3 protein-coding genes are annotated in these 4,329 nt (G+C 74.1%); all 3 read right to left on the bottom strand.

Features of this window, described 5'->3' with window-relative positions:
- Positions 1-174 precede the first annotated feature (174 nt).
- Positions 175-2,016, bottom strand: coding sequence for a DNA mismatch repair endonuclease MutL (gene mutL, locus V7Q31_RS17690; RefSeq protein WP_333835172.1), 1,842 nt, complete (start codon positions 2,014-2,016; stop codon positions 175-177).
- Positions 2,017-2,070: 54 nt separating this feature from the next.
- Positions 2,071-3,402 (bottom strand): M16 family metallopeptidase, encoded by a 1,332-nt coding sequence (locus tag V7Q31_RS17685; RefSeq protein WP_333835171.1) that lies wholly within the window; start codon positions 3,400-3,402, stop codon positions 2,071-2,073.
- Positions 3,399-4,329: M16 family metallopeptidase (locus V7Q31_RS17680; protein WP_333835170.1), on the bottom strand; the 931-nt coding region annotated here is incomplete at its 5' end. The genes V7Q31_RS17685 and V7Q31_RS17680, both read right to left, overlap by 4 nt.

The following is a 4,329-nucleotide window of genomic DNA, read 5'->3' as shown; positions in this document are numbered from 1 at the left end:
CGCGCGTCGCCTCGGCCAGCGTCCCGAACCGCTCGGCGAGCAGGGCGGCGTCGCGCGCGGTCCGGCGGGCGGCGACGAGCGACCACAGCAGCAGCAGGAGCGCCAGCCCAGCGGCCGCGAGCGCGGCCTGCGTCCCGGGATCGGCGAAGTCGGGCGGCCAGGCGAGCGAAAGGGTCATCGCCGCCCGAACAGCTTCTCGAGATCGGCGAGCCCGAGCGCCACCCAGGTCGGGCGGCCGTGATTGCACTGGCCGGCGCGGGGGGTCGCCTCGATCTCGCGCAACAGCGCGGTCATCTCGGGGCCGGTGAGGCGGCGGCCCGAGCGCACCGAGCCGTGGCAGGCCATGCGCGACAGCACCGCGTCGAGCCTCGCGCGCAGCCCGTCGGCGCGGTCGAGTTCGGCGATCTCGTCGGCGAGGTCGCGCAGCAGGGGCGCGGCGTCGCAGGGCCCGAGGGCTGCGGGCGTGGCGCGGACGCAGAGCGCGCCGGGGCCGAAGGGTTCGAGATGCAAGCCGAGGCTGGCGAATTCCTCGGCGCGGGCCAGCAGGCGCTCCGCCTCCAGCGGGTCGAGTTCGACGATCTGCGGGATCAGCAGCGCCTGCGCCAGCGCCGGGCCTGCGTCGAGCGCGCGCTTCAGCCGCTCATAGACGAGGCGTTCATGGGCGGCGTGCATGTCCACCAGCACCAGCCCGTCGGCGCTCTGGGCGAGGATATAGGTGTCGTGCAATTGCGCCAGCGGCACGCCGAGGGGGCCGGGGGACGGCGCGTCGGCGGCGGCCTCGGAGGGACGCGCCGACCATGCGCCGGGGGCGAGGTCCGGCGTCGGGTCGGGGCGCTGGAAGACCGCCGCCGCTTCGCGCAGCTCCGCCGAGGGGCGCGCGAGATGCGGACGGGGCGCCCAGCTGGGCGCGCCTTCGGGGCGCAGCGCGCCGAGCGCGGCGGTCCCCAACGTGGAGGAGGCGCGCCAGCCGGCCTCGGCCAGCGCGTGGCGCAGCGCCGACACCATCAGCCCGCGCGCCACCCCCGGTTCGCGGAAGCGCACCTCGGTCTTGGCGGGGTGGACGTTGACGTCCACGCGCTCGGGGTCGCAGGCGAAGAACAGGGCCGCGGCGGGGCGGCGGTCCTTCGGCAGGAGGTCGGCGTATCCCGCGCGCAGCGCCCCGACCATCATCCGGTCGCGCACCGGGCGGCCGTTGACGAACAGGTGCTCGGCGACGCCCGCGCCGCGCGAATAGGTCGGCAGCGCCGCATAGCCGGTCAGGATCAGCCCGTCGCGCTCGGCCTCGATGCGCACGGCGTTGTCGGCGAAGCCCGTTCCCAGCACCCGGCGCAAACGCGCGAGGCGGGCGCCGGGCGGGTCGCCCGGCTCTGGCGGCGCGTCGAACAGGAGCCGCCCGTCGCCAGTCTCCGAGACGTCGCGCAGAGCGAAGGCGACATGGGGCGCCGCCAGCGCAAGGCGGCGGACCGTCTCGACGATCTCGGCGCGCTCGGCGCGGTCGGAGCGCAGGAATTTCAGCCGCGCGGGCGTGGCGAAGAACAGGTCGCGCAAGGCGACTTCGGTGCCCGCCGCCCGCGCCGCCGGGGCCGGGCGGCCCACCGCGCCGGCTTCGGACTCGATGGCCCAGGCCTCGCGCGCGCCGCGGCGGCGACTGACGAGGCGCAGCCGCGCGACGGCGGCCATCGAGGGCAGCGCCTCGCCGCGAAATCCGAAGCTGCGGATGTTCAGAAGATCGGACCCGTCGATCTTGGAAGTGGCGTGGCGTTCTAGCGCGAGCGGAAGTTCGGCGGCGGTCATCCCCTCGCCGTCGTCGGCGACGCGGATAAGCCTGCGGCCCGCATCGGCGATGGCGATCTCGATGCGGGCGGCGCCAGCGTCGAGCGCGTTCTCGACCAGCTCCTTCACCGCCGCCGCCGGGCGCTCGATCACCTCGCCCGCCGCGATCCGGTCGGCCGCCGCCTCGGACAGGCGGCGGATGCGGGGTTCAGCTGCCTCGATGTAGCGGTCGGGGGCGTTCATCCCACAAGGGATAGCATGGCGCGCACAGGCGCGCCAGCGTCCGCCCCCGACGCCTCACTGCCCGACTGGCAGCCCCTCCGGCTGGCCGACGACCACGAAGCTCAGAGCCTCCGGCTTCAGCCAACGCTCGGCGACGCGTCGGACATCCTCCAGCGTCACCGCCTCGACCAGCGCGTTGCGCTTCTCGACATAGTCGATGCCGAGGTTGTCGCGCTGGAGGGCGACGAGATTTGCCGCGATCCTGGCGTTGCTGTCGAAGCGCAGCGCATATGAGCCGGTGAGGAACGACTTCGCCTTTGCGAGTTCCTCCGCGCTCACGCCCTCGGCGGCCATCCGCGCCCATTCCGCGCGGATCACCTCGACCGATTCGGCGACGCGCGCATTGGCGGTGCCCACCCCGCCCATGATCACCCCCGCCCGGTCGAAGGGCGCGAGGTAGGAATAGGCGGAATAGGCCAGCCCGCGCTTCTCGCGCACCTCCACGGTCAGCCGCGAGGAGAAGCCGCCGCCGCCGAGGATGTAGTTCATCACATAGGCCGGGATGAAATCCGGGTCGTCGCGCAGCTGGCCGGCATGGCCGAACAGCACGGTCGACTGCGGCGCGTCGAAGGGGATCACGGTCACGCCGCCTTGGGCCGCGACGTCGGTCGGCGCGGCGGTCTCGACCGGGCCTTGCGGCAGGTCGAGCAGCAGGGCGTCGAGCGCGCGGCCGAGCGTCTCGGCGTCGATGGCGCCGACGACGCCGATCACGGCGGCGGAGCGGTTGAGCGCGCGCAGCCGGGCGGCGCGCAGATCGTCCGCGGTGATCGCGGCGACGGTCTCGGGCGTCCCTTCCGTCTTCCGGCCATAGGGATGACCGGGGAAGGCGGCGGCGAACCAGGCCTCGGAGGCGAGGCTGTCGGGGTCGGTCTCGTCCGAGCGCAAGCCCGCGAGGATCTGGCCGCGCACGCGGCGCAGCGGCTCCTCGTCGAAGCGCGGCTCGGTCAGCGCGGAGCGCAACAGGGCGAGGCTGTCGTCGAGCGCGTCGCTCAGCATCCGCGCCGAGACGGCGAAGGCGTCGCGATTGGCGCTGAAGCTGAAGCGCGCGGCGAGCAATTCGGCGCGCTCCGCGAAGGCGGTGCTGTCGAGATCGCCCGCGCCTTCGTCGAGCATCGCCGAGAGGAACCGCGTGACGCCGAGCCGGTCCTCCGGCTCGGTCGCCGCGCCGCCGACGAAGGCGATCTCGATTGCGACCATCGGGATCGCGTGCTCCTCGACGAGCCAGGCCTCGATCCCGCCGGGCGAGATCACGCGCTGGATCTCGGCGGCGGCCTGCGCCTGGGGCGCGGCGAAGGCGACGCAGCCGGCGATGGCGGCGGCGCGGAGGCGGGGGAACAGGGCGGTCATCCGTCGATCCTCTCGGCGGTGGTTTCAGCGGTTTCGGCGCGCATCAGCCAGCCGGTGACGGAGGCTTCGGGGCGCAGCAGGGCGGCGGCGCGGCGGACGTCCTCGGCCGTGACCTCCTTCAGGAGCGCAGGCCACGCCTCGACGTCGGCGACCGTGAGCCCGATGGCGAGCGCCGCGCCGTAGCGCCGGGCGAGGCCGGACTGGCTGTCCTGCGCGTAGATCTCAGACGCGGCGATCCCTGCGCGGGCGCGGGCGAGTTCGTCCTCGGTCGGGCCTTCGGCGGCGAGTTGGGCGAGCACCGCGTCGAGTTGCGACTCGATCTCGGCGAGCGAGACCTCCGGGGCGGGCGCTGCGTAAAGGCCGAACTCCGCCGAGTCGAGCGACAGGCCCGAGTACCAGGCCGCCGTGCCGACGGCGGCGCCCGCCTCTTTCTCGAGCGCGAGGCTCAGCCGCGACGTCGCGCCGCCGCCAAGAACCTGCGCAAGGACGGACAGAGCGGCGGCGTCGCGGGCATCTCCGGAGACGCGGCTGGGGACGAGGTAGTTGCGCAGCACGTAAGGCTGACGAACGCGGGCGTCGCGCATCTCCAGCCGGCGCGCGGCGAGATGCGGCGGCTCCTGCGGACGGATGGCGCGCGGCTGGCCGGAGGGGGCGTGCGGGCCGTAGTAGGTTTCGGCGAGGCGGCGGACCTCGTCGGGGTCGGCGTCGCCCGCGACCACGAGGATCGCGTTGTCGGGGGCGTAGTGGCGTTCGTAGAACGCGAGAGCGTCCTCGCGCGAGAGCCCCTCCATCTCGGCGCGCCAGCCGATGATCGGAATGCCGTAGGCGTGGTTCTTGAACAGCGTCGCCGACATCTGCTCGGAGAACAGCGCGCCGGGGTCGTTGTCGGTGCGCTGGCTGCGCTCCTCGAGGATCACGTCGCGCTCG

It is taken from the genome of Rubrimonas sp. (assembly GCF_036788415.1).
In the GTDB taxonomy this organism is placed as follows: Bacteria; Pseudomonadota; Alphaproteobacteria; order Rhodobacterales; family Rhodobacteraceae; genus Rubrimonas.
The sequence above is the reverse complement of the archived record's forward strand: the minus strand, read 5'-3'. Positions and strand labels throughout refer to the sequence as shown.

Bases quoted from the DNA above. Each gene is read 5' to 3' on its own strand.
- mutL (WP_333835172.1), bottom strand. From the start codon at position 2,016: ATGAACGCCCCCGACCGCTACATCGAGGCAGCTGAACCCCGCATCCGC.
- V7Q31_RS17685 (WP_333835171.1), bottom strand. From the start codon at position 3,402: ATGACCGCCCTGTTCCCCCGCCTCCGCGCCGCCGCCATCGCCGGCTGC.